The sequence below is a fragment of the Saccharophagus sp. K07 genome, assembly GCF_014336955.1.
In the GTDB taxonomy this organism is placed as follows: Bacteria; Pseudomonadota; Gammaproteobacteria; order Pseudomonadales; family Cellvibrionaceae; genus UBA5868.
In genome coordinates, this window is record NZ_QRAI01000006.1 from 119,551 (window position 1) to 144,653 (window position 25,103).

At 51.7% G+C, this 25,103-nt stretch carries 19 protein-coding genes and 1 tRNA gene; 14 read left to right on the forward strand and 6 right to left on the reverse strand.

What is annotated here, in order from left to right; genetic code table 11:
• Window positions 1-6: 6 nt before the first annotated feature.
• The 5 genes from DWB84_RS16705 to DWB84_RS16725 all read left to right on the forward strand — a co-directional run bounded on the left by DWB84_RS16705 (window position 7) and on the right by DWB84_RS16725 (window position 3,645).
• Complete coding sequence (locus DWB84_RS16705; protein WP_187410954.1) at window positions 7-966, forward strand: hypothetical protein; 960 nt, start codon at window positions 7-9, stop codon at window positions 964-966.
• Between the two features lie 91 nt (window positions 967-1,057).
• Window positions 1,058-1,936, forward strand: a complete 879-nt coding sequence (locus DWB84_RS16710) for a chemotaxis protein CheW (protein WP_187410955.1) — start codon at window positions 1,058-1,060, stop codon at window positions 1,934-1,936.
• Between the two features lie 160 nt (window positions 1,937-2,096).
• Entirely contained in the window at window positions 2,097-2,570 is a 474-nt protein-coding gene (locus DWB84_RS16715) for a chemotaxis protein CheW (RefSeq protein WP_187411011.1), read from the forward strand.
• Between the two features lie 5 nt (window positions 2,571-2,575).
• A complete protein-coding gene (locus tag DWB84_RS16720) occupies window positions 2,576-3,094 on the forward strand; it encodes a DUF2802 domain-containing protein (RefSeq protein ID WP_187410956.1) in 519 nt (172 codons plus the stop codon).
• On the forward strand, window positions 3,091-3,645 hold the full coding sequence (locus tag DWB84_RS16725; protein ID WP_187410957.1) for a hypothetical protein: 555 nt from the start codon (window positions 3,091-3,093) through the stop codon (window positions 3,643-3,645). The genes DWB84_RS16720 and DWB84_RS16725 overlap by 4 nt, the downstream gene beginning before the upstream one ends.
• Window position 3,646: 1 nt before the next feature.
• Here DWB84_RS16725 and DWB84_RS16730 read toward each other — a convergent pair whose 3' ends face one another.
• From DWB84_RS16730 to DWB84_RS16745, 4 genes are read right to left on the reverse strand one after another with little or no spacing between them, the layout of a single operon-like run.
• Window positions 3,647-4,411, reverse strand: coding sequence for a YciK family oxidoreductase (locus DWB84_RS16730; RefSeq protein ID WP_187410958.1), 765 nt, complete (start codon window positions 4,409-4,411; stop codon window positions 3,647-3,649).
• A gap of 14 nt (window positions 4,412-4,425) precedes the next feature.
• Complete coding sequence (locus tag DWB84_RS16735; protein WP_370589740.1) at window positions 4,426-5,100, reverse strand: HAD family hydrolase; 675 nt, start codon at window positions 5,098-5,100, stop codon at window positions 4,426-4,428.
• Window positions 5,101-5,117: 17 nt separating this feature from the next.
• Window positions 5,118-5,852 carry a bifunctional 2-polyprenyl-6-hydroxyphenol methylase/3-demethylubiquinol 3-O-methyltransferase UbiG gene (gene ubiG, locus DWB84_RS16740; protein ID WP_187410959.1) on the reverse strand — a complete coding sequence of 245 codons (735 nt, stop codon included), beginning with the start codon at window positions 5,850-5,852 and terminating at the stop codon, window positions 5,118-5,120.
• On the reverse strand, window positions 5,849-7,198 hold the full coding sequence (locus DWB84_RS16745; RefSeq protein WP_187410960.1) for a TRZ/ATZ family hydrolase: 1,350 nt from the start codon (window positions 7,196-7,198) through the stop codon (window positions 5,849-5,851). Before DWB84_RS16745 ends, ubiG begins: the two co-directional genes overlap by 4 nt.
• A 152-nt stretch (window positions 7,199-7,350) precedes the next feature.
• Between DWB84_RS16745 and DWB84_RS16750 the strand changes: the two genes are divergently transcribed.
• Entirely contained in the window at window positions 7,351-8,253 is a 903-nt protein-coding gene (locus DWB84_RS16750; protein WP_187410961.1) for a neutral zinc metallopeptidase, read from the forward strand.
• A gap of 3 nt (window positions 8,254-8,256) precedes the next feature.
• On the opposite strand, the gene DWB84_RS16755 is transcribed toward DWB84_RS16750, so the two are convergent.
• Entirely contained in the window at window positions 8,257-9,945 is a 1,689-nt protein-coding gene (locus DWB84_RS16755) for an NAD-dependent malic enzyme (RefSeq protein WP_187410962.1), read from the reverse strand.
• Between the two features lie 133 nt (window positions 9,946-10,078).
• Here DWB84_RS16755 and DWB84_RS16760 point away from each other — a divergent pair.
• The 5 genes from DWB84_RS16760 to sugE all read left to right on the forward strand — a co-directional run bounded on the left by DWB84_RS16760 (window position 10,079) and on the right by sugE (window position 13,926).
• A tRNA-Ala gene (locus tag DWB84_RS16760) sits at window positions 10,079-10,154 on the forward strand.
• A gap of 225 nt (window positions 10,155-10,379) precedes the next feature.
• Complete coding sequence (locus DWB84_RS19185) at window positions 10,380-11,645, forward strand: glycosyltransferase family 39 protein (RefSeq protein WP_187410963.1); 1,266 nt, start codon at window positions 10,380-10,382, stop codon at window positions 11,643-11,645.
• Window positions 11,642-13,063 (forward strand): UbiA family prenyltransferase, encoded by a 1,422-nt coding sequence (locus DWB84_RS16770; RefSeq protein WP_187410964.1) that lies wholly within the window; start codon window positions 11,642-11,644, stop codon window positions 13,061-13,063. Before DWB84_RS19185 ends, DWB84_RS16770 begins: the two co-directional genes overlap by 4 nt.
• 8 nt (window positions 13,064-13,071) lie before the next feature.
• Entirely contained in the window at window positions 13,072-13,449 is a 378-nt protein-coding gene (locus DWB84_RS16775; RefSeq protein WP_187410965.1) for an EamA family transporter, read from the forward strand.
• A gap of 159 nt (window positions 13,450-13,608) precedes the next feature.
• Window positions 13,609-13,926 (forward strand): quaternary ammonium compound efflux SMR transporter SugE, encoded by a 318-nt coding sequence (gene sugE / locus DWB84_RS16780; RefSeq protein ID WP_187410966.1) that lies wholly within the window; start codon window positions 13,609-13,611, stop codon window positions 13,924-13,926.
• A gap of 85 nt (window positions 13,927-14,011) precedes the next feature.
• Here the strand turns inward: sugE and DWB84_RS16785 are convergent, their stop codons facing one another.
• A complete protein-coding gene (locus tag DWB84_RS16785; RefSeq protein ID WP_187410967.1) occupies window positions 14,012-15,583 on the reverse strand; it encodes a PAS domain-containing methyl-accepting chemotaxis protein in 1,572 nt (523 codons plus the stop codon).
• Between the two features lie 327 nt (window positions 15,584-15,910).
• Between DWB84_RS16785 and DWB84_RS16790 the strand changes: the two genes are divergently transcribed.
• The 3 genes from DWB84_RS16790 (at window position 15,911) to DWB84_RS16800 (ending at window position 24,921) form a co-directional block, all read left to right on the forward strand.
• Window positions 15,911-17,092, forward strand: coding sequence for an isoprenylcysteine carboxylmethyltransferase family protein (locus DWB84_RS16790; RefSeq protein WP_187410968.1), 1,182 nt, complete (start codon window positions 15,911-15,913; stop codon window positions 17,090-17,092).
• A 452-nt stretch (window positions 17,093-17,544) separates the two neighbouring features.
• Window positions 17,545-18,579: a 4-hydroxyphenylpyruvate dioxygenase gene (hppD, locus tag DWB84_RS16795; protein WP_187410969.1), complete on the forward strand. Its 1,035-nt coding sequence runs from the start codon at window positions 17,545-17,547 to the stop codon at window positions 18,577-18,579.
• A gap of 204 nt (window positions 18,580-18,783) precedes the next feature.
• The gene (locus tag DWB84_RS16800) at window positions 18,784-24,921 is read left to right on the forward strand and encodes a non-ribosomal peptide synthetase (RefSeq protein WP_187410970.1); all 6,138 of its coding nucleotides are present in this window, start codon (window positions 18,784-18,786) and stop codon (window positions 24,919-24,921) included.
• The last annotated feature ends 182 nt before the right edge of the window (window positions 24,922-25,103 follow it).

Sequence of the window (25,103 nt, forward strand, 5' to 3'; positions counted from 1 at the left end):
GGGGCCGTGGATTACGCAGGTTGGTTGAAAGCGTGGTTTGGGTATGCAGTGGGTTTCGTTGCTGCAGCGTTTTTGTTGGTTGTCGGCCTTGAACATTACACTGATATGCCGCTGAGATTCACAAAATCAGTGTCCTATGATGTCAAAATCAAATTTGCTCGCGAACAGCTGGAAGAAAAATCTTTTGATACCTTCATCGTAGGATCCTCCATGGCACTCAATAATATTGATAGTGCGGTATTGGAGAGTTCCCACGTATCCCAACATGTGTTGAATCTGTCATCCTGGGGGTTGGCAGCCTCTGAAGTTCTGCAGTTCTTGCAAATGGTGGATTTGAGCGATGTTCGCCGGGTGATTTATTCATCGCAGTATTTTGATTATCAGGGTGAAGTTGACAAGGTCTTGGATGAACGCGAACTAGCCCGCTATATGAAAGGCCAGTGGGTATTAAAAACTTATTTTCAAAACATCGCGCGCTTGCCTGAGAGTTTTATGCGTTATTTTGAGGAGGACCATCAGGGCACTCAACGCTATCTGAAGTTCGACGAGCATGGCGATGTCAATTTCGTCAGAGAGGGATTTAAGATCAATAAACATAAATGGGAAGAGATCCCTCCATTTCCGAAAACGCCTCTTGACGACAGTTATTTTAAGCATCTGCTGGCGTTGAATGATTATCTCAAAGATCGAGGAATCGAATTGGTGGTGATCACCAATCCATTTCGGCAGGAGCTGATAGAGTCTGATGAGGAATTTCAGTCCTTTTTCCACACGCATACGGACTATCTAAAGCGTTTATCCAAAGTCCAACGCTTTGTTTATATCAATGCCCACGCAGAGTTGAATTTTGACGACACCTACTTTGTGGATGCCTACCATCTGGATGAAACAGGGGCACAGCGATTGACCCAGTTGGTAGCAGATCGGTTAGAGTTGGTGAGATTCTCCCGCGTTCAAGACCTGTAACTGCTACCAATTTGACAAACTTTGCCTAGGCTTAAAGGGTCATTAATGCTTGAGGCAATGTTTGTGTTGGGTATTTCCCTTGAGGTAGTTCATGTTCAGTGATGACCAGCGAGCCGTACAGGCTTATCTGGACGATTTGCTGGCGGAATTGCCTTCCTTCGAGCCGGAAGCCAAGACGGCTGATTTACCCCTGGCAGCGATTAGAGCGGTGCCATCGCCTAACACAGCGCCCGTCGCAAAAGTGGCGACCAAGGTGCAGGTGCAACCGCGAGATTCGCACCAAGAGGCTCTGGAACAGGTCCGGCGCCAGCAATTGCAAGCATTGCTGGACCGGTCTCCCGTGCCTCAAGCCGTCACAGCCGCTCCTATAACTGCCACACCTGTTCCCCTAGCCGAAACCGTAACTCCCGTGGCAGAAGCGGTGGTTGAGCCTCAAGTGCTCGCCGCTACCGCTGTGCAAGTGCGGGAGGATAACTCCTGGGCAGAAAACGGCCGCCCTCTCTGGGCGCAGAAGCATTTTGAAGTTCTGTTGTGCCGTGTGTCCGGCCTTACCCTGGCGGTTCCTCTGGTGGCGCTGGGCCATATCCATCCTCTTACCGAACAGCTGACGCCAATTTTTGGACAGGCGGAATGGTTTATGGGATTGCAGCCGACACCAGCGGGCCAAATTCGCGTCGTGAATACGGCGTTATTTGTGATGCCGGAGCGCTACGACCCGGCGTTTGTCGAGTCCGCTCGTTACGTTATCACCATTGATGGGTTGGATTGGGGATTGGCGATCGATCAGGTACAGCAGCCGACGCGCCTGAATCCTGAGGATGTCACCTGGCGTGGCGAACGCAGCAAGCGTCCCTGGCTGGCCGGTACGATTAAATCGGCTATGTGCGCCTTGTTGGATATTCCGCGTATGGGACAGATGCTGGAAAGCCAGGACCGCAATCGGGCAAAGGCCAGTGACCCTCTCGGCTAAAAGCCAGCTAACGCGCCTCTCCACACGTCTGGCCGTGTGGCATAGATACTGCTCTTGGCTATATTTAAAAGGCTTCATCACGGTTTTTTGACGTTGTTTCCATAACGCGGTCTTTTTAGATATTTGCTGTACGTCGAGGAATTTCTCCATGTCCAAGTTCATGAATAAAACGAACGTCTCGCCCGAAGATCCGGTACTTCAATGGGTGACGTTTCATCTGTCTGGAGAAACCTACGGCGTCAATGTGATGCAGGTGCAGGAAGTGCTGCGCTATTCCGAAATTGCCCCAGTGCCCGGCGCGCCGGCCTATGTGCTCGGCATTATCAATCTGCGCGGCAATGTGGTGACCGTTATCGACACACGCCACCGTTTTGGTCTGGATCCGGGTGAGATTACCGACAACACCCGCATAGTCATTATCGAAGCGGAAAAACACGTGGTGGGTATTCTGGTCGATAGCGTGGCCGAGGTGGTGTACCTGCGTCAGTCCGAAATCGAAACCGCTCCCAACATTGGTAACGACGACGGCGCCAAGTTTATTCAGGGCGTTTGCCATAAAAATGGCGAACTACTGATTTTGATCGACCTTAACAAATTGCTCACAGATGACGAGTGGGCAGATTTGGAAACCTGATTTTTATGGCAAGTCCGAGCGGCATATTCTGGATTCTCGCGGCGAGTATCGCGGTGAACGTGATCTGCCTCGTATCTCTGGCTGCGCTGTGGCAGTTTTTCCAGCGCCAGACGGATATATTTAAACAACAGAACAAGCTGCTCGAACAAAAAATCAGCATGGCCACCAGCGGTGCCATTGGTATGGGGCATCGAATTGTGGCGCTGGAGGAAAAACTGCAAGCCGCGCAGGAAAAGTTGGAAAACATCGGCACAGAAGATGTATTTACCTATAGCCAAGCGTTGCAAATGTTTGAACAGGGGGCCGACGTTTCCACCGTGGTCTCCAATTGCGGCTTATCCAGCTCAGAAGCGCAGTTGATGGCGTTGGTGCAACAACAATTGCGCAAATCGTCCGATGCTCAAACCCAAAATGCCAATGAGCAAATTGCCCAAGCATTTGCAAAACCCGTCGTGCAGGCCAAAAAATCACCTCCATCTGCTAAAGCAGCAAGCAAAAAAACGCCGGCAGAATCCTCTCGATGAAAATAAAGTTTTTGTTATCCGTACTTTTATGCGGTTCGCTGGCCGGTTGCAGCTTGATCTCTGTCGAGCATAAAACCCGCTATCGCGATGCCGAAGGTTATTTCGAAACGGATCTGCTCACGCAAATTCGCTTGTTGCAAACCACCGGAACCTGGGTGCGCGAACATTTTGGCAGTCCCTGGTCTGTCAGTGGCGGAGCGGCTTACGAGTACCCGGAAGAACTGCAAATCAATACTTGGCGATTTCAGCGCGAAAAGCAAAAAGTCACCCGGGTATTTTTAATTTTTCGTTCGCGTCATTTGAGCGAGCAGTATGAATATCTGCATGTCATTACGGACAACGACATAGTGGTCAGGGCATGGCGGGATGAACTGGAAACGGTGGACGTACCGCGAATCATGACTGCCCTCGGCTACAAACGCGTACGTGCCGCACCAGCAGAAATTAGCGAAAATGCCGCGCTTCCAGTGCCTGTGACGGATATTTCCGAAGGAGCTTCTGCAGAGCCTGCCAGAAATTCCGCAGAATCTCCGGCAACCAATTCCCTTTAAATCACGCTTTGGGCTGTGCATCCAGTTGCTGACCGTGCACAGCTTTTCCATCAGGTCCAAATAAATACAAATAGCGGTTCATTATGGCTTCGGGCGGCGTGACTGTATTAGGGTCTTCTGCTGGATAGGCTGATGCGCGCATAGCAGTGCGCACAGCGCCTGGGTTAATGGAATTGACCCGCACCGATGTCGCTTCCAATTCATCGGCAAGTACTTCCATCAGGGTTTCCGTCGCGCCTTTGGAAACTGCATAAGCTCCCCAATAGGCGCGTCCGCGCACACCCACAGACGATCCTGTAAAGAGGATGCGGCCATCCGCTGATTTCTGCAGTAGCGGCAGCAGTGCACGCGTTAATAAAAATGGTGCGGTGACATTTACCTGCATCACCTTTTGCCAATCCGATAGGGAATATTGGCCAATCGGCGTGCGCGCTCCCAAAGCGGATGCGTTGTGTAACAAGCCGTCTATATGACCGAATTCATTTGCCAGCGCTGAGCGCAACTGCTCGTAATCCTGCGCTGCTGCACCTTCGAAATTGATGGGGAAAATCGCCGGTTTGGGACCGCCCGCAGCTTCAATTTCGTCATAAACCCGTTCGAGTTTGGCGAGAGTTCGACCGAGCAAAACAACGGTGGCGCCGAAGCGGGCAAAGGTCAGAGCGGCGGTTTTGCCTATACCGTCCCCCGCGCCGGTAATCACTATGATGCGGTCGCGCAGCAGGTCGGCAGGTGGTTGGTAATGGAGAAAAAGATTGATATCAATCATGTCGTCGCGTCGTGCTAAGGGGTTGGAAGATAGGTGGAGATGATCGGCCAAATATCTGCCACGCGGTCCGCCACATGTGTTGCGTCCCAGTTGCGGTGCTCGTCGGGATCGGCGGTAAAACCGTAGCCAACGGCAATCGTGGGCATGCCAGCGTTGCGGCCGCATTCAATATCGCGTTGATGATCGCCGATGTAGATCGCCTCGGCTGGCGAGCAGCCCGCCGCCTCGCAGGCAAAAAACAGCGGCGCAGGATCGGGTTTGCCAACGCCCACCTGGTCCGGGCTGACGGTTGCGCAGGGTGGTGTCGCAAACTGGAAATGGCGCATGAGTTCAGCGGTGTAAAGCTGCGGCTTGTTGGTCACTATGCCCCAGTTGATGCCGTGATCGGCCAGGTTCTGAATCAGCTCTTCAATGCCCTCGAACGGCTTGGTATGCAGAGCAATATGCTGTTGATACATCTCCAGCAATCGCTGCCGCAGCGGTTCCAGCTTTTCCTGGCTTAGTGGACCGAAGCCGAGTTTGACCAGTGCCGTAGCACCGTTCGACACTTCTTTGCGGATAACCGCTTGCGGCAGGTCCTCCAGGCCGTGCTCCCGGCGTACCTGATTCAATGCGTGGCCGAGATCTTCGGAGGTATCCAATAAGGTGCCGTCCAAGTCAAAAAAAACGGCTTTCAATACAGCTGTCACTCAGTCTCTCCGGTGCGTTAAATCTCAGGTTTTTGCAGATGCATGATGTAGTTGACATCCACATCACCGCTGACCGTTTTAAAGGTTTGTGTCAGCGGGTTGTAGACGATACCGGTGATGTCGCGCACCAGCAGACCGGCTTGGCGGGACCAGGCAGCCAACTCGGATGGGCGAATAAATTTCCGGTAGTCGTGGGTGCCTTTGGGCAGCCAGCGCAATACGTATTCCGCACCGAGCACCGCCATCACGTAAGCCTTGGGTGTGCGGTTCAGCGTTGAGAAAAATACATGGCCACCGGGTTTGACCAGGGTTGTGCAGGCTTCGATCACGCCGGCGGGATCCGGTACGTGCTCCAGCATTTCCAGGCAGGTGACCACGTCAAACTGCCCCGGCATTTCGGCGGCGAGTTGTTCGGCGGTGATTTTGCGGTAGTCGATGGACAGGGCACTGGCTTCCGCATGCATTCTGGCGACTTCCAAAGGCGCTTCGCCCATATCTATGCCGGTGACGAATGCGCCGCGCGAGGCCATGGCTTCACTTAATAAGCCGCCGCCGCAGCCGACATCGAGCAATTTCTTTTCTGCGACTTGCGCGCGCAGATCGATGTAATTGGCGCGCACCGGGTTCATTTGGTGCAGCGGTTTGAAATCCCCGTGCGGGTCCCACCAACGGTTTGCCATGCGCTCGAATTTGGCGATTTCGCTGCTATCCACGTTGGCTGAACGCGTGGACGAAAATTGAATTTCGGTCATGCAAGGCTCTCCGGTTTTGCGGCGGGCGGCTGAATCACATGTTGCCAATGCAGCGCGCGATTGCGCAGTTCGGTTTCATTCAAAGTGGTCAATTCGCCGTCCCGCAATAACAGTTTTCCTGCCACCCAACTGTGAGTGACGCGCGTACGACGGTTGCTGTAGGTCAGGTGTGAGGCGAGATCGTAAAGGGGCAGGGAGCTGAGCTCGTCCAGCTGAACCGCAATCACATCCGCCGCTTTGCCCACCTCCAGGCTGCCAATCTGGCTGTCGAGTCCCAAAGCCTTGGCACCGCCAAGAGTGGCCATATGCAGTACTTGCCAAGCGCTGAGTGCTGCGGCGTCGTGGGCCGCGACTTTGCCGACCAAAGCCGCCGTGGTGATTTCGCCGAACATATCGAGATCGTTATTGCTGGCCGAGCCGTCGGTGCCAAGGCCGATGGTGATACCGCGATTCATCAGTTTTTGCACCGGGCAGATGCCACTCGCCAGTTTCAAATTCGATTCAGGGCAATGAATAACGCTGGCGCCGCTTTCCTGTAGCAGGTCGATATCGCCGTCGCTTAATTGCGTCATATGCACACACTGGGTCAGCGGCGTCAGTACGCCCAAATCCATTAGTCGCTCGATCGGCCGAATGCCGGTTGCATCCACGGCTTGCAGCACTTCGGTGGCGGTTTCGTGCAAATGAATTTGTACCGGCGCCTGTAATTCTTCCGCCAATACTGCGATGCGTCTCATGGGTATATCGGACACGGTATAACCGGCGTGCGGGCCGAAGCCGATGCGAATGCGCGGATGGGAGCGGTAGTCGTCGTGCAGCATCAGTCCTTTGTGAATGTAATTGTCCGCGTCGGTCGCCCAGCTTGTGGGAAAGTCCATTATGGGAAAGGTAATTTGCGCGCGCATACCCGCCTGATGCACCGCTGCCGCAGCGGCATCAGGGAAAAAATACATATCGCTGAAGCAGGTGGTCCCGGTGCGCAACATTTCCGCCATCGCCAGCTGGGTGCCGTCGTGCACGAAATCGGCGTCGACAAAGCGCTTTTCCGCGGGCCAAATGTGGTCCTTTAACCAGCGCATCAGCGGCAGGTCGTCCGCGTAACCACGCAACAGGGACATGGCCGCGTGAGTGTGGGCGTTGACCAAGCCCGGCATCAACACGTGTTCGTTCAGCTGAACATGCTGAGTCGGAGTGAAATCCTGCAGAACATTATCGCTAGGGCGGATGGCTTGGATGCAGCCTTTATGAATGACCAAGCTGCAATCCCGAAACAGCTTGCCCGCAGGTGTAATTGGCAAAATCCATCTGGCGCTGATGATGCAATCGACGGGTTTTGGCTGTGGCATAACGTGGGACCGAACAAGGAAAGGGCGGAGTATACCGATTTCTTAAAGTCGGTTCAGGCTGTAGCGCTTTTGAATATGTGCGCTCGCGAATGGATTTTTCCCATAAGCTCCGACTAAGCTGCGCGCAATCTCGGTTCAGGCAGGAAATGCTTATGCGTTGGCAGGGCGGTAGACGCAGTTCCAATATCGAAGACAGACGCGGCAGCAGCCCGTCACCGGCCATGGGCGCTGGCGGCGCTGTAATGTTGTTGCGCATTCTGCCCTGGCTGCTGCGCAGTAAATTCGGTCGGACGGTTTTGATTGTCGGGATTGTGGTGATCTTCGGCGCACGCATGTTGGGAATCGATGTATTGCCATTGTTGCTGGGAACCAGCAGTCAGCCGGAGGTAAAACGCCAAATTCCCCCGGAAGAAGAGGAGTTGGTTGATTTCGTTTCTGTCGTGCTCGCGGATACGGAAACAACCTGGCAACAACAATTTCAGGCTTTGGGCGGCACTTATAAAGAGCCGGTGCTGGTCCTTTTCTCCAATAGCGTGTCCTCCGCATGTGGTCTGGGACAGTCGGCCATGGGGCCTTTTTACTGTCCGGCTGATCACAAGCTTTATATTGACCTGACCTTCTATCACGATCTGAAAACCCGCCATCAAGCCCCAGGCGATTTTGCCCAAGCCTATGTGATCGCTCACGAAGTCGGTCACCACGTGCAAACCTTGTTGGGCATATCCGCCAAGGTACATGCAGCAAAACAAAAGACCTCGCAAAAAGCGGCTAACGAGTTATCGGTACGGCAGGAGTTGCAGGCGGATTGTTTTGCGGGCGTGTGGGGGCATTACGCCAATCGCGAGCGCAATATGTTGGAGGAGGGCGACCTGGAGGAAGCTCTTGTCGCGGCATCGGCCATTGGCGATGACCGGCTGCAGCAACAATCGCGTGGTTATGTGACGCCCGATAGCTTTACCCACGGCTCATCGGAACAGCGCGTCCGTTGGTTCAAAAAAGGTTTTACCAGCGGGTCGATAGAAGCGTGCGATACCTTTAATGCAAAAGACCTGTAACTGTTAAATGGCGACTCGCTTGTAGGGGCGATACACCGGTCGCCAAAACGCTTTTTCGATTTTTCGTATCAGCAGCTCGTCCGACATTTCCAATGCCAAGCCCTGTTGCTGCGCAATTTTCCCGATACCGAAGGCGATTTTTTTGCTCAACTGCGCTACTTGGGTCAATGGCGGCAATAAATTCCCTGTGCCGGTATTCGCCAGTGGTGACTCATCCGCCAGTATGGTGCTCGCCAGAGCAAGCATTTCATCAGTGATGGCACAGATATCCGCTGCCACCACACCCAAACCAATGCCCGGGAAAATATAGGCGTTGTTGCACTGGGCAATTGGATAAATCTGATCGCGATAAATCACCGGCGGAAAAGGGCTGCCGGTGGCAACGATCGCCGTGCCATTCGTCCAATCCAAAATATGCTGTGGCAGGGCTTCGATTTGTTTGATGGGATTGCTCAGCGGAAAGATGATGGGGTGCGTGCAATAGCGATTCATGGTGCGGATAACATCTTCGGTAAACAATCCGGGCTGGCCGGAAACCCCGATCAATATATCCGGCCGCAGATTTTCCACGGTTTCCAACAGCGATGGATATGGATTTTCAGTCTTCCAATGAGCAACGGCCGCGAGAGGTTGACTTAAGCGTTGCTGAAAATCCCGCAAGTTCTCCATTCCCTCCACCAGCAAACCGTAGCGGTCCACCATATAAACTTGGCTGCGCGCTTGCGGCTCGGAAATACCTTCACTGCGCATCTGCATGATCAGTTGTTCAGCAATACCGCAGCCGGCAGACCCCGCACCGACAAATACAATTTTCTGGTCCGCAAGGCGCACGCCTTTGCGGCGGCAGGCCGCCAGCAATGTCCCGACCGTGACGGCGGCGGTCCCTTGAATGTCGTCGTTGAAACAGCAGATCTCGTTGCGATATTTCTGCAGTAGCGGCATGGCATTGGGCTGAGCGAAATCCTCAAATTGCACCATCACCTTGGGCCAGCGGCGTTTTACCGCTTTAATGAAGCAATCGACAAATTCTCTGTACTCCTGTGGCCCAATACGTTTGTGGCGGGCGCCCATATACATGGGATCGTTCAGCAGCTTTTCGTTATTGGTTCCGACATCGAGGATCACGGGAAGTGTGTAGGCTGGACTGATACCGCCGCACACGGTGTAGAGCGTGAGCTTGCCGATGGAAATTCCCATACCACCGATGCCCTGGTCGCCCAGACCGAGAACCCGCTCGCCGTCGGTTACTACGATCACGCGCACATTGCGCTTGGTGGCGTTGTGCAGGATATCGTCCATATGTTCCCGTTCTTCATAGGCGATAAACAATCCGCGGGAACTGCGGTAACTGTCGGAAAAATGTTCGCAGGCATCGCCGACGGTGGGGGTGTAGATAATGGGCATCATCTCTTCCAGATGATCCTGGACCAGTCGGTAAAACAAGGTCTCGTTTTTATCCTGGATGGCTCGCAAGTAGATATGTCGGTTCATCGCTGTATCGAAGCTCAGGTACTGCTGATAACAGCGCTCTGCCTGTTCCTCGATGGTTTCGTAACGGGGGGGTAAAAGTCCGGTGAGGTTGAAGGCGGATCGTTCTTCCTGGGTGAAGGCGCTTCCTTTATTGAGCAGGGGGGTGGTGAGTAGGGCGGGGCCGGCGTAGGGGATATAGATAGGCGGGGCAGAATCCGTCATAAGGTCGCTCTCTCATCTGTGATGGCTTTAGAAACTCTACTCCAGTCCACAATAACCGCAAGCCGTCACAACAAAAAAACTCAACTGTTGACTTCGGGAAAGCACCTACCTAAAATGCGCGCTCCTTGTTTCAGGGGCTATAGCTCAGCTGGGAGAGCGCGACACTGGCAGTGTCGAGGTCAGCGGTTCGATCCCGCTTAGCTCCACCAAATCTCGAAAGGCCGCGTGAGAAATCACGCGGCCTTTTTCGTTTTAGGCGTTTGATTATCGACTTTTCATACATTTGTTCGATACGCTCGGCAATTGCAATGCTATCTGGCGGCTAATGCCAAGGGCTCAGTTCGGTTTTTTTGCAGGCAGGATGAAGTAGAATGGCAACTTTTTGGTGGTGAAGGGCGGGAATGTATTTCCGTTAGCCAATAAAGGAGGTATCTGTGCAACAAAATAATGTTGATTACTGGAAGTCTGGGACATTCCCGCCCAAGTTGGGAACCATATTGGCTATAGCGACAGTAGTCCGGATTTTATGGGCACTCCTGATTCCGGTGGTTCCTATATCCGACAGTCACGCATACGACACCTTTGCTTTAAATATATGGCAGCACGGAGTCTACGGCTGGACACCTGAGTCACCAACTTCTTTTTGGCCTGTTGGCACCTCCGCTCTTTACGCACTGGTGTATCAGATTTTCGGGCACAATTACTCCTTCATCGTAGTCCTTAATTTGCTGTTGTCGATTGCCATCGTATTTTTCTCTTATAAAGTCACCCTTCTTTTTTTTAGTGAATCAGTTGCTCGATGGAGCGCGCTGCTGATTGCGGTTTGGCCCACTCATATATTTTTCGTCACTATTCTCGCCAGCGAGCTGCCTTACACAGTGCTTACCCTGAGCGGCATTTATTACTTTTTTAAAGAAGATAGAGTGACGGTCATAAATATTCTCGTTGCGGGAATCAGCTTCGCTCTCGCTTATTACGTTCGTCCTCTCGCCACCACAGTTTTACTGGTTTGTGCTTTTGGTGCAGTGGTCGCCGGAGGAAAGAAATTATCTGTAACTGCATTAAAGACTTCGTTGCTCCTCTTGATCATGGCACTGGCTGTCAGCCCTTGGGCCAAGCGTAATTACGACTTGTATGGCGAAATTGTCCCCATGTCCACTAATGGTGGAGCTGTGTTCTGGATGGGGAATACTCCTGGCACAGAAGGTGGTTACCACCCCATGCCGGATTATGTAACAAACATGAACGAACAAGAACGGAATAAAGCTCTGAAACATGACGCCATGGAATATATCAAGGCGGAGCCCGGCGCATTTGTACTGCGCACTCTGGAGAAGTTCATCAAATTCCATATCTGGGAAACGATTGGCGTAAGCTGGAACGAAAAAGGAATAGAGCAAGTGTTAGGGGCTCAATGGATTAAACCGCTAAAACTTCTTTCGCAAGCATTTTGGCTCGGAGCTTTGCTATTGAGTTTGATCGGTACAGTTTTGTTTATACGGAACTCACCGCTGCTGCAGGTCTTTCACCCATTTTTGTTGTTGTGGGCCAGCTCTGCCGGGCTGCATGCGCTGATTGCTGCCCAAGATCGATACCATTTTCCGATAGTACCCTTTGTTTTTGCCTTTGGTGCTTACGCTGTTCACCAGTTTGCGCTCCATCGGCAAGAGCGGCAGAAACAGGTCGGGGTGCAAGCGTGAAATCAGGAACACCAATTGCGGTAGATCTGGATGGCAGCCTTATCCATACGGATATTTTGTATGAGACTTTTGTAAGAGCAGTTTTTCGCCATCCCTGGTGCTTGCTCATGCTGATCCCCTGGCTGCTTAGCGGAAAAGCTTATTTGAAAATGAAACTGGCCTCCTTGGTGGATTTCGATATTGCGGCGCTTCCCTATAACCAGGAGCTGCTCAATTATCTGAGCGAACAAAAAGATCGCGAAATCATTCTCTGCACGGCGACCAACGAAAAATTAGCGCAGAACATCGCAGCGCATCTCGGCTTTTTTGACGGCGCCATAGGCAGTACCGCCACTCTGAACCTCACCGGCAGTGAAAAAGCGAAGGTGCTGGTAGAGCGATATGGAGAGGGCAATTTTACCTATGTCGGCAATGAAACCAGAGATTTGAAAATCTGGAAACATGCTGCCAGTGCGATTGTCGTGGAGCGCGGGGAAAAGCTCGCCAAAAAGGTGCGGGAACTCTGTCCTGTGGAGCACACCTGCAAAGCACTTGTGCCTTCTGTCAAAGTTATTGCCAAAGCGCTCCGACTGCACCAGTGGGTAAAAAATATTCTTTTGTTTGTGCCGTTGCTGACCTCCCATCAATTTATGAATTTGGACTTGGTGTGGACCTGCGTATTGGCGTTCATCTCATTTGGGCTGTGTGCCTCGGCTACCTACTTGGTAAACGACCTGTCCGATTTGGACTCGGATCGCTGCCATCGGAAAAAGAAATTTAGACCTTTGGCAGCTGGTACCTTGTCGATTCGTCGGGCGTTTCTGATTCTTGCATTGACGCTTCCAGTTTCTGCATTGCTCGCGTATTACATAGACCTGTTATTCCTGCTTGTTCTCGGCGTATATGTTGTTGTAACCCTCGCCTATAGCTTTTTGCTAAAGCGCTTGCAAACTGTGGACATTATCACTCTCGCATCTCTGTACACATTACGCATTGTTGCTGGCGGTGCAGCTGTAGGAATTGTGCCGTCATTTTGGCTATTGGCATTTTCCATGTTCTTGTTCTTGTGCCTTGCACTCATCAAGCGCATTTCGGAAATTCTCAAAACGGACGGGGGCGACGGCGCAGTAAAAAAAATATCCGGACGCGGTTATTACACATCCGACTTGCAGATATTGACCAGTTTGGCGACATCGTCAGGCATGCTTTCCATTCTGGTTTTTGCCATGTATCTCAACAGTGACGATGTGATAGCGCTCTATCAATTTCCCTATCTTCTCTGGCTGGTGTGTCCAGTTTTGCTTTATTGGATCGTGCGCATTTTAGTCATGAGTTCGCGCGGTGAAATCGACGAGGATCCTATTGTATTTGCATTAAAGGATCGCCGAAGTTGGCTCGCTGGTTTTTGCATCGCGGTTATTCTTTTTCTGTCAATTTAGGAACCGTTATGGGTTTACTTAATTTTGTCGTCATACTTTTCACAGTTTTTCTTTCAGCGTGCGCGCAATTGATGCTCAAAATGGGCGCGGCAGCGACCTTGGGTGTAGGGCAACCTAGTACACCCTATGAACTCGTCGTGAAAGTCATGTTTTCACCCCTGATCTTGTCCGGCATTTTTACTTATGGCGTGAGTGTGCTGATTTGGATATGGGTGCTGTCTCGAGTCGAGCTGAGCATCGCTTATCCCTTCGTCGGGTTGAGTTTCATATTCACCCTGCTGTTCGGGATGTTTTTTCTGGGTGAAGCTGTTAATTTCTCAAAAATCATCGGTACGCTAATGATCGTGGGCGGTTGCATTTTTATTGCAAATTCGGCGGCCTCTTAAAAGCCTAAAGTTGAGATCTGGAAGAATCTTTATTCGGGCGTAAACTCTATAATGCTTGCCGTAAAATATTTTGCTGCGGTACGAGCATCTATAGCGCCGGGGACGACCCCGTTACGCTTCGAATAACACCGGGACGACCCGGGGCTTTAGGATTCAATCATGAGTTGGTTTTTGTTGGTGCTGGCGGGAATTTTTGAGGTGGTTTGGGCGACTTCGCTCAAGTACACCGAAGGGTTTACCAAGTTCGTACCATCCTTTATCACTTTGGCGGCGATGTTCGTCAGCTTTTACCTGTTAAGTCTTGCTCTTCGTTCGCTTCCGCTAGGGGCGGGATATGCCGTTTGGGTTGGTATTGGCGCTGTTGGCACTGCGATACTCGGCGTTATTGCCTTTCACGAGCCGGTAACTTTGTTAAAAGTCGTCAGCCTGACCTTGGTGATTGTGGGAATTATCGGGTTGAAGTTGTCTGCGGGCTAATGTCTTGCGGCGTAATGTCTTAAGCAAAGCCAGCCGGGGTTATAAGCTTCCCCCGCTGGCTCTATGTGTACCAGAAGCGTATGTATTACCGGAAGCGCAACACTAACTCCAACTGCTTCTCCGTGAGTTGTCCCATCTCTTTTCCCAGTTGCTCGGCTTCTTGTATATCGTTCTGGGTCCTGGACGCGATATCTGTAATTGTTTTTGTGTTTCGCTGAATATCCGCAGCGGCAACCGATTGTTCTTCAGCCGCGGCAGCGATTTGGTGAGACATCTGGTCTATATGAATGACTGATTGGGAAATCGCTGTGAGCGCCTGGTGAACATTGCTCATGGCGCTAACACTGCGATCCACCGAGGCAAGGCATTTATCCATACCGGTCCGCACGTCGTCGGTTGCACTGACGAGATGACGGATAATTGAATGGATATGTTCGGTCGATTCCTGCGTGCGCAGTGCCAAGGAGCGTACTTCATCAGCCACCACAGCAAAGCCGCGGCCTTGCTCACCCGCTCGTGCCGCTTCAATAGCAGCGTTCAGGGCGAGAAGGTTGGTTTGTTCGGCGATGCCGCGAATAACTCCGACTACCTGCGCGATTTGTCCGCCATCCAACATCAAGCGTCCAATAACCTCGTTCAATGAGGCGACCGTGGAGGAGAGGGTATTTACCGCATCCTGGGCTGCCGTCATTACTCGGTGGCCATTGGCAACATCATCGGCAGCTTTGCTGGTCGACACGGATGTCTGGCTCGCGCCCGACGCCACTTCTTGTACTGCTGAGGCCATCTGTACCATAGCGGCGGCGACATTTGCGGTTTCCGCTTGTTGCTCCGCCATGCTTTCGAAAATGCGTAATCTGGAAGCGTCAACGTCGCCCTCCTTCTGCATAAGTGCCAAGGCGGATTCACGGAAGCGGCCCAGGGCTGTTCGCAAACGGAGTTGGGTGGCCAGTTGAGCGAGTCTTATCTCGTTAACTTCGCTGACGCCACCTGTGAAGACATAGGCTGCAATCTTGTCTTGAATGACAGCATGAGATTCTTTAAGCACGGTTCGCAGTGAAACGCGGCGAACTTGGCGCGCCAACAATCCGAGGATGAGGGCGGGAAGAAGCAGCAATGCACTAAGTGACATGGAAAACTTAGACAATAGTGCGGACAAAACCACAAACAGCAGCCAGCAGATTGCCGTCGCAAGGGTGCTCACTCCCCAATTGGCTTTCCAGCGCTGGAATAGGGAAAAGTAGGATTTGCCAGCATTGGCTCGTTTATAAAGGTGGTCCGCCCGTTCGATGTACGCGGGGTCCACCTTGAATCTAACGGACTCGTATCCGCAAATCTTGTCACCATCCCAAACCGGAGTGACATAAGCCGTTACCCAATAATGGTCGCCGTTCTTGCAGCGGTTTTTCACCACGCCCATCCAGGGTTTACCACTCTTGAGGCGCTGCCACATCAACCCAAAGACCGCTGGAGGCATGTCAGGGTGGCGGATGATATTGTGGGGCTGGCCGATAAGCTCTTCCCTGGAAAAGCCAGATATCCGGCAGAAGGTGTCATTGCAAAAGATGATGTTGCCCTGCAAGTCGGAAGATGAAACGATTTCATCATCGGGGGTGAGCTTCACTTCTCGCCCGGTAATAGGACCATTAATACGCATATAAAAAGCCCGGGATTGGTATATCTCGTTAGAGTCTGCCGATATCCGTGAGTCATTACTCTCCAGTACCGATCTTTTACTCCCCTTAATCCTAGCTCAGTTGGCGCAATACGCCCGTTTAATTTGTTCAGTGGCGCGCTGAAAGTCTTGCAAGTGTGTTGGTATGCCAATAATCGCTGCGTTGTTAGGGTTTGGCGGTTAGGCTTCGCTCACTGATAAGCGTGGCGACGCGTTGGATTAAATGTTCGATTAGCAATGGTGTTCATAGAAGCGCTCGGCAAATGTCGCTAGGCTAAGCGGCGTTTTTATCCAGCGGATTGTATCCAGATGCTATCTCCCACATTGGCCATTGTAGGCGTAGTGATTTCATTTGTTGTGAGCATCTTGCTCTTTCAATACCAAGTGCTCCCGCACACAACCTTCTTCTTTGTACCAATTTTTGTATTGATTGCTTATCACACGCTGGTCATGCAGCTGACCCCCGGGAGACAAAATCACAAGCAACCTTGGTCCAAGGTGTTGAAGAAAAGCGCAGGAAAATACGTATTTTGGGCTGGGGTGATAGGTGGTCTCTACGGCATATATCGCCATCATCCTTTCTACGCCAATTTTGCTGTTCACACAGTGTCGATGGTGGGCTTTTTCCTGAAGTGTTATTTGATTTTGGCTCCATTTTATTTTCTCTATCTGGAGCGATATAAAACTGGCCGATTTGATTGGTTTAACGATTCTTACTTAAAAATATTGTCTTTTTTTCGCACCATTTATAAACGGAATTGGGCGAGCTTGCGCTACCGTTTGCTGAAGCGTGGATACAAAAGCTTGCTGCTGTCCTGGATTGTACGACTGCATTTTATTCCGGTGATGGTGGAGCAGGTGTACTGGGGCACGAACCAAGTCGTCAATTCATTGGGACGACCGGAATTGGCGTTGACTAATGTGATGTTCTTTGTGGGACTTTTGTTTCTCATAGACGCAATCAATGCATCCATGGGATATTTTTGGGAGTCAGCGCTGACAAAAACGCGATTTCGTGAAATTGATCCAAATGCATTTCACTGGATCGTGGTTCTGATGTGCTATATGCCGTTTATCGGTTTCGCCTCCAACTTTGTACCATTTCCTACCGGGAATGGATCTCTGGTGATAATGCACCCTGTGTTTGAGATGGTGATTAACGTTGCGACGATTGTCAGTCTGTTGGGAATTGTGCTGACGACGACTTGCCTCGGTTTTTCCTACTCAAACCTTTCCTATAAAAAGATTCAAACACGAGGGCCCTATGCTGTTGTGCGGCATCCCGGCACAGTGTTCAAAATCCTGTTTTTCTTCCTGACGATATTCCGCTTTGAATCCGCCTGGACTCCTCCGATTATTGCCGCCTTTGTGTTTTGGATGGGGGTTTATATAGTACGAATCCTATGCGAAGAGCGTTTTTTAATGAAGTTTCGCGAATACCGCGATTATGCAGCGGTAACTCGCTATAGGCTGATCCCGCGGGTTTGGTGATGTTGCACCAGGCCGTCGTCGAAAAATTTGATATTTCGGTCTTCAAAGCTATCTGCAAAAAGCCTAAGGCTCGCCTCAATTTTGTTTGTAAGTGTTGGCTTTCAAGCAAGGACTGGTGTTTTGGAGGTCTGATTTGTAGAACAACAAGCTGGAAGAGGTTTGTTGCGTCACATCTCTCAATCTGAATTCTAATTACGAAAAGTTGATGTCGGAGGTTTTTACATAATTTTCGCGGCGGAAAACTCAAGGCCGCAGAGAATTGATCATTTCTGTGATGAATGTTGAAAAAAATTAGCTGTCGGGGCTACTTAAATTGTCGATTTGTGACAATAAATGAAAGTATTGGGGAGAAATTACCGGTCTTTTGCTAGGATGGCCGGGCGTTTGCATTAGGGGTGCCAGCTTTACTTAAGATCAGAAAATAAGAAGTAGTCAATACTGAGGATACCCCTATGGCAGTTGCGAACTTTGTTCAGGTTCTGGACCTTGCATTTCTTGAATTTTCCGGCAGTCAGCCGCGCTCTCTGTTAAAGCTCTTTAAGCAGATGGGATTTGTCCAGGTAGGGCATTACAAGAAAAAGCCCATAACTTTGCATCGCCAGGGGCATATCCACTTCATTTCCAATCCTTCCTCTGGTGGAAACGCGGAGTTGTTTCGCGCGGTTCATTATCGTGGCGCGAGCGCAATGGGCTTCAAGGTGGCTGATTCCCAGCAGGCGTTTGATCTTGCTGTAAAGCTTGGCGCGGTGCCAGCAACCACCAAGGATTATGACATTCCCGCTATTCACGGCGTCGGCCAGTCTTTGATCTATCTGGTTGATGAAGCGGCAGAGAAGAAGCTGTTTGCCGAATTTGGCTACACTAGAGAATATGTTCGGGATAGCGAGTACTGCCTGGAAAGAATCGATCATTTGACTCATAACTTGAATCGTGGCGGTGTCGAGAGGATGTGCCGCTTCTATGAGACTGTATTCGGCTTCAAACGCGTTCGCTCATTCCATATTGAAGGCAAAAAAACCGGTCTATACAGTGAGGTGGTCGCCAGCCCTTGCGGGCGCGTGATCATTCCGCTGAATGAAACCAAAGATGATAAATCGCAAATCGCGGAATTTATCCGTGAGTACAACGGAGAGGGCATTCAGCATATCGCGCTGCTGAGTGACAACATCTACAAAACTGTGGATGCCCTGGGCAATAACGGAATTCCGTTCCAGGATACGCCGGATACCTATTACGAAAAAATTGACCAGCGACTTCCTGGGCATGGTGAGAGTGTGGCAGAGCTCCACAAACGCAGAATTCTTATTGATGGTGGAGAAAAGCAGGGGGGGGGGGTCCTGCTGCAAATTTTCACCAAAAACAGCATAGGGCCAATTTTCTTCGAGTTTATTCAGCGGAAAGGTAATCGCGGTTTTGGTGAGGGTAACTTTCAGGCATTGTTTGAGTCGATCGAGCTTGACCAGGAGCGAAGGGGGGTTTTGGTGTAATTGGGGATGCCGTTTCCCTTCTAGACTTGGTTTGTCATAGATGATGTGAATTATATAGGACTGTACAAATTGGATTCCTTTTTCAACACATCCCAACTGCAGCCCAGCCCGGCAGAAATCCGAGGTAATGTGACCGCAGATTCCGGTCACTTACCTCCTGAGTTACCACCAAATTATAACTTTGCACCCTCTCTGCAGGAGACCATGGCTCTGGTGCTTGGCAGGGATGGCTGGGATGCCCTCGCTTCTATATTCATTGCCGCGTTTGCCGTGGTTCGCTTCCGCGATTTACCAGGTGAAGCGGTACGCCTTCATGTGAAGCTCCCTTCGGGATCCCGAATGCTGGAGATTCCCCTCGTTAAGGATCAGCGATTGGGTGAGGTGCGGCAGCTTATTCATGCCGTGCTCAGTAACAACACTGCTTTTCCTGAACTGGAGCCGTCCCCCAACGACTGGACCTTATCTTTTGTGGGATCTGACGCTCATTCGGGAGCACTGTCCGCTGTGTTGTCTGAGGGCAGCGGGTGGAGTATGCAGGTTGCGGCGTCTCCCGATTCCCTCGTTGTGCCTTCGTTTTGGTTTGAACGCTATTCGACAGTATTGGCTCGCCTCCTGGATAGTCCCGACCAGACTATCGACGGCTTTCTTCTGCTGTCGGCGGCAGAGCAGCGTTGGTACGAACATGAATGGTCTAGTGAAACCAGAGAAGTTCCATTTGTCTCGCTACCGCAAATCCTGGCACAGAATGCCCGCCTGCGCCCCGAGCATCGTGTACTGGTAACACCTAGCGGCAGCCTGACTCTGGCGCAGTTGGACGCCAGGGTAAACTGTGTGGCGCAGCGGTTGAAATTGGCTGGCGTAAAGGCTGGTGCGAATGTCGCGGTTTGTCTGCCTCCCTCTCTTGAACTCCTTCCGGCGATTCTTGGCATTCTACGCGCCGCGGCGGTCTATGTGCCGCTGGATCCCACTCATCCCAAAGCACGTATTCACACGATTTTGGAGGAGGTCCAACCTAAAGTCATCATTACTACGGATGATCTGGTTGGCGGGCTGGAGCTGCAGGCGTGGCAGAATTGGCGGGTCGATATCGATCCGTTTACCGAGGTAGTTGATCTCGGCGCGGCTTCTCGCGCCGAAGTTCGACCTGAGGCACCGGCTTACATTTTTTACACTTCGGGGACTACGGGGAATCCCAAAGGGGTGGTAGCGACGCACGGGAATCTCCTGTTCTATCTGGAATCCGCAAAGACCCGCTACAGCTTTGATCAGTCAGACGTATTCTGCTCGATTGCCCGAAGCACATTTAGTATCAGTCTCTTCGATCTACTTTTGCCCATTTATTGTGGCGGCTCTCTGCGTTTGTTAGATCGAGCCACCATTTTGGATCCCGGCAGTCTGCGCAAAGCATTGGAAGCGGTCACTGTGCTGCATGCAGGTCCAGCTTTGCTAAAAGCGCTGGTGCGGCACATAGAGACATTCCCCGGCCAACGGACTGGCTTGGATCATCTGCATCACCTCTCAACTGGGGGTGACCTGGTCCCGCCGGACCTCGTTGAGCGACTTAAACCTTACACGGGCAGCGCCGAACTATTCGTTATCTACGGCTGCACCGAGGTCAGTTGCATGGGTTTGACCTACCCGATTGCACGTGACGTTAAAACAACGCGGAGCTTTGTGGGAAAGCCGTTTCCCAACGTGGAAGTTCGCGTGGTCGACGAGCAGCTGCAGCGAGTTCCCGTGGGGGTGCGCGGGGAGATCATTTTTTCAGGGCCGGGCGTTACGTCGGGGTATTTTCAGCGGCCAGATTTGACTGCGGCCCGTTACATCGAACTCGATGGGCGGCGCTGGTACCGAACTGGCGACGTGGGACGATTTCATCCTTGCGGTAATGTCGAGATTCTTGGCAGGGAAGATTTTCAGATCCAACTGGCCGGTATCCGTATTGAACTCGGTGAAGTGGAGGGGGTGCTAAAACGCGCTCCGGGCGTGCGCGATGCCGTTGTGGCGGCGCGTGTCCCTCAAGGGCAGGAAAAAAACCCCATTCTCGTAGGCTACTTGGTCGCCGGAGATGAGCCGCTGGATATAGAGCGAGTGCGTCGGTTTGCCTTAACGCAGCTGCCGGATTACATGGTTCCCGGGGCGTTTATGCAACTGGAGGCTCTGCCCCTCAATATCAATCTGAAGCTTGATCGCAAGGCTTTGCCTGATCTTCTTCCTGTTACTACTGATACCAGTCAGGCAGATAATGAAGCCGAGATCATCGTACTTGAAGCCATGGGGGAGGTCCTTGGTTCAGGGGAGATTGATCTGAACGTAACTCTTGTGGATCTGGGCTGCTCATCTCTGACACTGCTTGGCTTTGGCTCCCGCATCCTGGCTCGGACCGGAATTCAGATTCCATTGGGCAACCTATTTGCGCAGGATGTCACTTTACGGGATTTGGCGCGCCTTCTGGATTCTTTGAAGGCCAGAGGGGAGGGCGCCCGGAGACAAATTGAGCTTCAGCGCGCACCGGATCCATGTCCTCTCAGTTTGTCCCAGACACGTATTTGGTTTGCGGATGTAGTGCAAGGTCAGGGGCTGGCGTATGGCGTCCCCCTGGTTTTTGAGCTCGCTGCAGGCGTCGATGTCGAGGCACTCTCTCGAGCCGTACAGAGTCTTTATCAACGCCAAGCTGCACTGCGAACTGTAGTGGCCGGTGATGGTGCTGAGCTTTATCAGAGGCTGCTCGAAACTGAAGGGCGGTCTTTAGAGCGGGTGTCAATTCGGCGTGCAGCTTTGGAAGAAGCTCTCGCCGAACGCCAGATGCGTCCTTTCGATTTGTCCTCGGGACCATTGGCTCGCGCAGTGCTCTTCGATATCGAAGGCGAATCTCCCGTACTTTTCTTCCATTTCCATCACATAGTTTTCGACGAGTTCTCATCGAAGATTCTGCAGCGCGAACTCACAGAACTTTATAACGCCGAAGTAACCGGTCGCGCAGCCGCTCTACCAGAACTCTCGGTGTCATTTGCCGATTACGCCTATAGCGAGCGACAACATTGGTTGTCGGGCGCCTGGGATGCCGACTTGGCATATTTCCGAGAGCGCTTTCAAGTCCCGCCAAGCCCGCTGGATCTTCCCACCGATCGTCCTCGTACCAGCGCGCAGAGCACTGACGGCGGCAGCGTTTCATGTCGACTTGAAGGACAGGATCTCGCTCGCCTGAGACAACTGGCCCGAGCTCGAAGTGCATCGCTTTTCGTCCTCGGGGTTGCTGCATGGGGAGCACTTATGCAGCGACATTCGGGCCAGGACGAAGTGGTGATCGGCACCGCAGTGGCTAACCGTCTGCTCCCTGAGGCGGAAAAGCTGATCGGCTGTTTCATCAACTTGGTGCCGCTGCGAATTCCGGTGCCGGTCGAGCAGAATATAGATGGTTTTCTGGAAACCACGAGAACCGTTTGCCTTGAGGCCATAGAGCACAGTGCGGTGCCTTTCGAGGAAATCGTTCGTGTGGCCGGCGCCAACCGAAATAGCAGTGGAGCTGAGCTGTTTCGCACATTAGTGATTTTTGAAGAGCAGGGGGAGACTCGGTCGGGGGATTTGATTTGCGGTGTTAAGCGGCCCCCGCTGCCTGGCGCCCTGACCGACTTGGCCCTCTGGCTGGTTGATCGAGGTGATCAGCTGGAATTGGTGTTGAGCTACAACGCCGGGTTGTTTGATCGAGAGACAGCTGAACTTTATGTGCAACAGTTGGAAACTGGTTTGCGCTATTTGGCATCTGGGTCATGGGGGGCAGTAGATAAATGGTGCTTCCTCAGTGAGGCGGAGCAGGAAAGGATTTGCGAATGGAACAAGTCAACAAGTAAACCTGTGCGGCCTGGCTCGTTCCTCGATTGGATTAGAGAGCGGGCGGCAAGCGAGCCTGAACGACATGCAGTGATCTGCAGCCGGGGGACACTAAGTTATCGGGAGCTGTTGGAAGAAGTAGCTGCAATTCGAGTTCTGCTGCAGGAATTTGGCGTGAAACCAGGTTCGTTGGTGGGAGTGTCGGTTCCTCGCACCCGTGACCTTCCCGTGGCGACTTTGGCAGTACTGTATTCGGGTTGTGGTTACGTGCCATTGGACCCGTCATATCCACAAGATCGCCTGCGTCATATGGTGGAGGATTCCGGTCTTGAGGTGGTGCTCTGCCGCGGTGCTGCATCCCACCTGCCAACAACCGTCAAACGTATCGACTTGGATACCGTTAAGGCATGCAGTGCGATTGAGCCGGTGACAGCGGCACCGGAATCTGTCGCCTATGTGATTTATACATCCGGCTCCACGGGATTACCTAAGGGAGTCGCGGTTCCGCACAGGGCCGTTGATAACTTCCTCGATGCAATGGCGTTCGAACCGGGTATTCGTTCGGACGATGTACTCGTGTCAGTAACGACCCTCAGTTTTGATATTTCGGTGCTTGAGCTTTTCCTGCCCCTTACTCATGGGGCTACAGTTGTGATTGCCAACGAGGAGCAGGTCCGAGATGGTGAGGCACTCGGCTCGCTGATAAAGACGACTGGGGCAACAGTGCTTCAGGCCACACCCTCGACATGGAAAATGTTGCGCGATGCCGGAGTAAACCTCTCTCCAGGCTTTCGCGCCATCATCGGAGGAGAGCCCTTACCCCGAGACTTAGCGGAAGATTTGCTGTCCGCAGGCATTGAATTATGGAATGCCTATGGGCCTACAGAGACCACAGTGTGGTCAAGCTGTGAACGCATCACTGACAGTTCTCGAATTACTGTCGGACGCCCCATACAAAATACCTCTTTTTACGTTCTCAACTCTGCCGGTCAGCGCCAGCCCATCGGCGCCCCTGGGGAGCTTTATATTGGCGGAACTGGGGTAACTCTGGGTTACCTGAATCGAGAAGAACTCACATCCGAACGATTTGTTGCAGATCCATTCCTAGAAGCGCCATTGGGGAAGATGTATCGAACAGGAGATCGGATACGCTTGCTCCACGACGGCCGCTACGAACATTTGGGACGCCTCGATGGCCAAGTCAAATTAAGAGGTCATCGTATTGAGCTTGGAGAGATCGAGTCTGTTGTTCGGAAACTGGGGCTGGCAGAAGATTGCGTGGCGTTTGTTCATGAGCATTCTCCAAGTGACCAGCGTCTCGTGCTGTTTGTGCAGGGTGATAGTTTGCCTGATATGGCCGAACTTAGGCTCCAGCTCAGCAAGCACCTGCCGCCATACATGCTGCCACAGCATATAGCGCCTATCGATCGCATTCCCCGCACGGCGAACGGTAAGTTGAACCGCAAGGAGTTGCCTACTGCGTCAATACAAGATACCACCGAATTTCATGATGATTTTGTAGGGACTCCAGTAGAAAGGCATGTGTTAGAAATTTTCAGAAAAGTTCTTGGAAACCCTGCCTTGGGCATGGATAGTGATTTTTTTGAGCATGGCGGACATTCGTTAATGGTCGTGTCTCTGGCATCCATGATTAGCAATTCATTTGGCATTGAGTTTCCGATCGGACAGATTTTCCAAAACTCTTCACCGCGTCAAATTGTATATGCCATACAGAACTTAAAAGAATTGCAACCCAAGCCCATTCTTCTTTCTGGTGCTGCGCACGCGCCACCAATCTTTTTCCTTTTGGGGGTGCACTTATATAAGGACATTGCTAAACATCTCGAAAAGTCGTTCTCGAATTACGGGGTATATTCGCGCAGTGACATTGAAGTCACCGATAAGGACAACAACATAAAGACAGTCGAGTCGTTAGCAAAAGACTACATAGAGCTAATACGGCTGAAGCAAAAAAATGGACCCTATCGGCTATGCGGTGCATCCTTCGGGGGTATTCTTGCTTATGAAGTGGCTCAGCAATTGACGCAGATCGGTGAAAAAGTTGACCTGCTCATGCTATTCGATACTGAGCCACCGATGACATATATGGCAAAAATGCAATGCCTCATAAAGTCCATCCGTGTAGGCAACTTTCAGGCACCTCTGATGCAGATGGCAAAGCTTTCTCTGGAGCAGATATATAATTTGCTTCCGAAAGCCGAATCTAAGCAGGTGGCCAGGGAAGACAAAACCCTCGAAACCATTCGCAAGTTTGCTTACATAGCATCAGCTATGGACTACGCTCCTCGCATGAAACCATACGCAGGACACGTCCACCTTGTTGTCGCAACGGAGGAGAAAAGCTACACGGGTGCAAGCAAATTCCGCTGGAAGAGATTGGCCAGAGACCATAGCGTAACTTATGTCCAAGGAAATCATCTTGGAATACTGAAAGAAAAAAACGCAGAGATAATTGCAGAAATAATAGAAAATTATCTTTCCAAAAAATAAATTCAGGTATGACCTGGTGGTCGACTTCTTCAGAAACGTCTGCCAGGTCAATCTCCAAACTGTTCCTTCCCTTGAGCGCCGGATTTGTTGGTGGCCGACTTTTGATAATGTCTCTCATTAAGGCGGTTAATAATATTTATCGGCAGTTCACTCCCAGAGTATTGTTCACCTAAGCCGCGCCA

Excerpts from the sequence above, each read along its gene's own strand:
- sugE (WP_187410966.1), top strand. The coding sequence starts at position 13,609 with ATGAGTTGGTTTTTGTTGGTGCTGGCGGGAATTTTTGAGGTGGTTTGG.
- DWB84_RS16730 (WP_187410958.1), bottom strand. The coding sequence starts at position 4,411 with ATGATTGATATCAATCTTTTTCTCCATTACCAACCACCTGCCGACCTG.
- DWB84_RS16755 (WP_187410962.1), bottom strand. The coding sequence starts at position 9,945 with ATGACGGATTCTGCCCCGCCTATCTATATCCCCTACGCCGGCCCCGCC.
- DWB84_RS16750 (WP_187410961.1), top strand. The coding sequence starts at position 7,351 with ATGCGTTGGCAGGGCGGTAGACGCAGTTCCAATATCGAAGACAGACGC.
- DWB84_RS16720 (WP_187410956.1), top strand. The coding sequence starts at position 2,576 with ATGGCAAGTCCGAGCGGCATATTCTGGATTCTCGCGGCGAGTATCGCG.
- DWB84_RS16800 (WP_187410970.1), top strand. The coding sequence starts at position 18,784 with ATGGCTCTGGTGCTTGGCAGGGATGGCTGGGATGCCCTCGCTTCTATA.
- DWB84_RS16710 (WP_187410955.1), top strand. The coding sequence starts at position 1,058 with ATGTTCAGTGATGACCAGCGAGCCGTACAGGCTTATCTGGACGATTTG.
- DWB84_RS16790 (WP_187410968.1), top strand. The coding sequence starts at position 15,911 with ATGCTATCTCCCACATTGGCCATTGTAGGCGTAGTGATTTCATTTGTT.
- DWB84_RS16745 (WP_187410960.1), bottom strand. The coding sequence starts at position 7,198 with ATGCCACAGCCAAAACCCGTCGATTGCATCATCAGCGCCAGATGGATT.
- DWB84_RS16775 (WP_187410965.1), top strand. The coding sequence starts at position 13,072 with ATGGGTTTACTTAATTTTGTCGTCATACTTTTCACAGTTTTTCTTTCA.
- DWB84_RS16715 (WP_187411011.1), top strand. The coding sequence starts at position 2,097 with ATGAATAAAACGAACGTCTCGCCCGAAGATCCGGTACTTCAATGGGTG.
- hppD (WP_187410969.1), top strand. The coding sequence starts at position 17,545 with ATGGCAGTTGCGAACTTTGTTCAGGTTCTGGACCTTGCATTTCTTGAA.
- DWB84_RS16785 (WP_187410967.1), bottom strand. The coding sequence starts at position 15,583 with ATGCGTATTAATGGTCCTATTACCGGGCGAGAAGTGAAGCTCACCCCC.
- ubiG (WP_187410959.1), bottom strand. The coding sequence starts at position 5,852 with ATGACCGAAATTCAATTTTCGTCCACGCGTTCAGCCAACGTGGATAGC.
- DWB84_RS16725 (WP_187410957.1), top strand. The coding sequence starts at position 3,091 with ATGAAAATAAAGTTTTTGTTATCCGTACTTTTATGCGGTTCGCTGGCC.